The sequence below is a fragment of the Porphyromonas sp. genome (assembly GCF_030529325.1).
In the GTDB taxonomy this organism is placed as follows: domain Bacteria; phylum Bacteroidota; class Bacteroidia; order Bacteroidales; family Porphyromonadaceae; genus Porphyromonas_A.
This window is the reverse complement of the sequence record NZ_JAUMXC010000084.1, coordinates 1-3620: the sequence shown is the minus strand read 5'-3', so window position 1 is coordinate 3620 and position 3620 is coordinate 1. Positions and strand designations below refer to the sequence as shown.

The window sequence follows — 3620 nt, the reverse complement described above, 5'->3', positions numbered from 1 at the left end:
ACTTCGTTCCCAATGGTATCAAACTCCGCGGTCATATCGGCTCAGAATTACAACGCAAGGCAGCAGGCATTCTCTCGATCGAAAAGGACGAAAATCCCGAATACTCGGTGGTCAAAGCCCTTAAAGTCAGAGACGGTAGCCCTTTGGATGTACCAATGATGCTCTTCGGATGGGATAAAGCCCTGGATATGCACGTCTATCGAGGCGAAAAGTCTAAGGAGGATAAGGACAAACGCAAGACCGAAGAATTGGTATCGGTTATCAGAGAAACCTTTAGGCTCAATACTCGGTTATCGTATCAAGAACTCTGTGAGGTACTGATGCGGGAGATGGAAATCAAGGACCGCACGGCTAAGAAGTATATTGCTTATATGCGTGAGCAAGGTGTTTTGACGCAAGACACAAATGGAAACTATCAAAAGGGGGAGAGATGTCGTACATAGAAGATAGTAAGCTAGAAAGCCGGCAAGCGGACTGGGTTAAACTCCTCTTTGAGCGTATGTTCTCTATGGAAGAGAAGCTCGAACAACTACTTATTCTCAAAGACCAGTTGCCCGACACCACAGTCCATCTGCCACTTAAGCCAGAGTATCTCGACATCATAGAGGTAGCGAAGCTCCTGCGTGTAGAGCAAAAAACCATCTACAACTGGGTATGGGAGAGTAAAATACCCTACCTAAAAGCCAACGGGCGACTACTCTTTAGGCGAGATGAGGTTGATGAGATGCTTGAGCGGACATGAGTCCAATAGCTTGACACCTAAAAAACATTCAGAGAGTTGTATTTTGTCGCAAAAAAGCGGTATTTTTACGACAAAATACAACTCAGAAATAGATGGAAAGCATTGAAGATAAAATAATTAAAATAGCATCAAAACGCGGAAGGGGGACAATCTTATTTCCAGCAAATTTTATAAGACTAGGAGAGAGTCGCAGTGTCCTAAAAGCTTTGGAGCGTCTAGTTGCAAAAGGAATTCTAATTCGCCTTGCTAGAGGCATATATTGTTACCCTAAAGAAGATAAGGTTTTAGGACTAGGTGTGGTGTACCCCTCCTATGAGGAGATTGCTCAAAGCATTGCTCAAAGAGATAAGGCTAAGATTGCTCCGACTGGAGCGTATGCAATGAACATATTGGGCTTTACTACACAGGTTCCTATGAACCTTGTATTTCTAACAGATGGTAGCCCTCGTAGTATCCAGCTTTTTAATGGACATAAAATCACATTTAAGCATACTACCCCCAAGAAACTGGCTTTTCAGAATAAAATGGCTCAGTTGATCACTGCCTCTCTCCAAGAGATTGGGAAAGAATGTATTACTGATGCTCATAAAGAACAACTCAAAAAGATTCTTTCTCCTATTAGAGAGGAACAAATTTCGGCTGACTATTCATTAATGCCAGTTTGGATCCGAACAATTGTAAAAGCATCTTATGAACAAGTACTTTGAACTTAACTCAATACAGCAACGTACTGTAATTACACAGACAGCAGTACAACTTGGTCTACCAGGTCAAGCAATAGAAAAAGACTTATGGGTGCCAACGATTCTACAGCTCGTATTTACGCTCCCTTTTGCGGACAAGCTTGTGTTTAAGGGTGGCACATCGCTGAGCAAATCGTTTGGACTAATACAACGCTTCTCTGAAGATATAGACCTAGTTGTTGATAGAAGCCTCTTTGACTTGTACGGAGACCTAACCAAAAAGCAAATTAAACGTTTACGGAAGGAATCATCTCTCTTTGTTCGTGATGATTTTGCGAATCAACTTAAAATGGCGATCGAATCTGTTGGGTTAGATACTTATTGTTCTGTAGTTCCTGAGAATGATGGAGAAGGAGACAGCACCTATCCTGAACCCAGAAAAATCGAAGTATACTACAACTCATTATTTCCCCTGAACGACTATCTCCAGCCAAAGGTTATATTGGAAGTGGGAGTTCGTTCATTATTTGAACCGACTGTAGAAACATCGATAGAAAGCCTTATTAGTAACCGATTCCCTTAAATCAATACGAGTGTTGTATCAGGTCAATCTATAACAACAGCGGCTCCACAAAAGACCTTTCTGGAAAAAGCCTTTCTTCTTTATGAGCTATTTACAACAGGGCGAGGAGCAAGTGCAGAGCGCAAATCTCGACATTTATACGACTTAGAAAAGATGATGGACATGCCTTTTGCACAACAAGCTATTACAGACAATCTTTTATGGGAGACTATCGTACATCATCGTGAAGTATTCACAAGCCTATCGGGTGTCGATTATGCCCCTGATATTAGAGATCGAATAGTCTTATGTCCTCCCGATGAAATAAAGACTGTTTGGGAGAGGGACTATTCAGAGATGCAACAATCTATGATTTATGGAGATTCCTTGTCGTTTGATGCTCTAATGGAGCGGATACGTCTTCTGGAAGAGTTATTTCATAACAGATAAACCACTGTCACTCTTAATCTTTATTGAGTTAAAAGCGACAGATTTTTCTATCTCCACTTGGGTTTAGAGATTACGACACGACTCATGATGCCTCGGTCTTCTGGCTCGCTCTTCGGAGCGTACATAGAGGACTGGGGCATTGTCGTGTGCCCAGGGGAAATTGGAGTAGGTTCTTGCTTTGCCCCTTGAGAGGTCATGTTTTGTCCACCTCCTTGCCCTTGTTTCTGCTCCTGCTTCTCCCCCTCCTTGATCTCTTCCTTCTCTGGCTCGGGAGGGGCCAATTCGAGAGCTATTTTCCGATCGATCTCGGCGGCTTGGGTCTTGAGGGAACGCAGTTCGTCCTCCTTCTTCCACGAGCCGTTGGCTATCACTGTATATACACCAATGTCTGCCGTAGCCTTGGCAAGTTCTTTCTCGTGTGTCTCAATAACCTTGGGAATACGTTCGAGGGCATTGACAAAGTTAGCACAGGCGAGTTTAGGATCATTGGCGAGCTTACCGTTGTTATAGGTGTAGTAGATACCCTCTTGCCCTTTGACAAAGAATCGATTGGCAGACATCTGAAAGAGGTCTTTCATGGAGCTTTCTGTCTTTACAGTGATTGAGAATCCGTAAATCTCTCCGATTTTGTGGTGCTCACCATTGGTGCGAGCTTTTTCCTCTATTTCCTGTAAGCGTGCTGCCATTACCTTGATGTCTGCACCCTCGTCTACGCCTTTGAGGACAAGTTTATTGATGGGGTTGCCTTCGGCATCACGCTGCACACGGCTCTCGAATGTAGCCAAGTCAGCTTTCGCATCTTCGACACGCCCCGTGTGATACTCTACAGAGTACTGCATCTCTGCGAGTTTACCGCTGGCGGCATCACGTTCCTTGAGGAAGGACTTCCGTTCCGACTCAAGAGTCGTAATCTTCTTGTCGAGTTTGGCTTTCTCCAAGAGGTCAGTGTTCCCCGATAGGACGGCTACATATTCAGAGAAGTTCATACCGCTATCTTCGTCCATTGAGCCCTCATCAATCGTACGAGAACCCAGTGTGTTGGTCTTGAGCTGATTGATGAAGAGCTGCTTGTTGTGCAGGAGGTTGAACTTATAGCTGTCCAACGACCGCTCTACAGCATAGATAATCACATCGACCTTGTTGTCTGCAAACTCCTTGGCGATAAGGTTGCCCTTACGCACAG

Annotated in this window: 2 protein-coding genes and 3 pseudogenes; 4 read left to right on the top strand and 1 reads right to left on the bottom strand. The window is 44.1% G+C overall.

Annotation, left to right across the window (positions count from 1 at the left end; translation table 11 throughout):
- The 4 genes and pseudogenes from Q4A14_RS08845 to Q4A14_RS08830 all read left to right on the top strand — a co-directional run.
- A pseudogene (locus tag Q4A14_RS08845) lies at positions 1-443 on the top strand (bifunctional DNA primase/helicase); the annotation flags it as partial.
- Positions 431-742, top strand: coding sequence for a helix-turn-helix domain-containing protein (locus Q4A14_RS08840; RefSeq protein ID WP_303171501.1), 312 nt, complete (start codon positions 431-433; stop codon positions 740-742). The pseudogene Q4A14_RS08845 and the gene Q4A14_RS08840, both read left to right, overlap by 13 nt.
- 92 nt (positions 743-834) lie before the next feature.
- A complete protein-coding gene (locus Q4A14_RS08835; RefSeq protein WP_303171500.1) occupies positions 835-1449 on the top strand; it encodes a DUF6088 family protein in 615 nt (204 codons plus the stop codon).
- Positions 1433-2437 (top strand): annotated as a pseudogene (locus tag Q4A14_RS08830) (nucleotidyl transferase AbiEii/AbiGii toxin family protein). Before Q4A14_RS08835 ends, Q4A14_RS08830 begins: the two are co-directional and overlap by 17 nt.
- A gap of 47 nt (positions 2438-2484) precedes the next feature.
- Here the strand turns inward: Q4A14_RS08830 and Q4A14_RS08825 are convergent.
- Positions 2485-3620, bottom strand: a pseudogene (locus Q4A14_RS08825) (helicase); the annotation flags it as partial.

Coding starts and splice junctions, on each gene's coding strand:
- Q4A14_RS08840 (WP_303171501.1), top strand. CDS start 431: ATGTCGTACATAGAAGATAGTAAGCTAGAAAGCCGGCAAGCGGACTGG.
- Q4A14_RS08835 (WP_303171500.1), top strand. CDS start 835: ATGGAAAGCATTGAAGATAAAATAATTAAAATAGCATCAAAACGCGGA.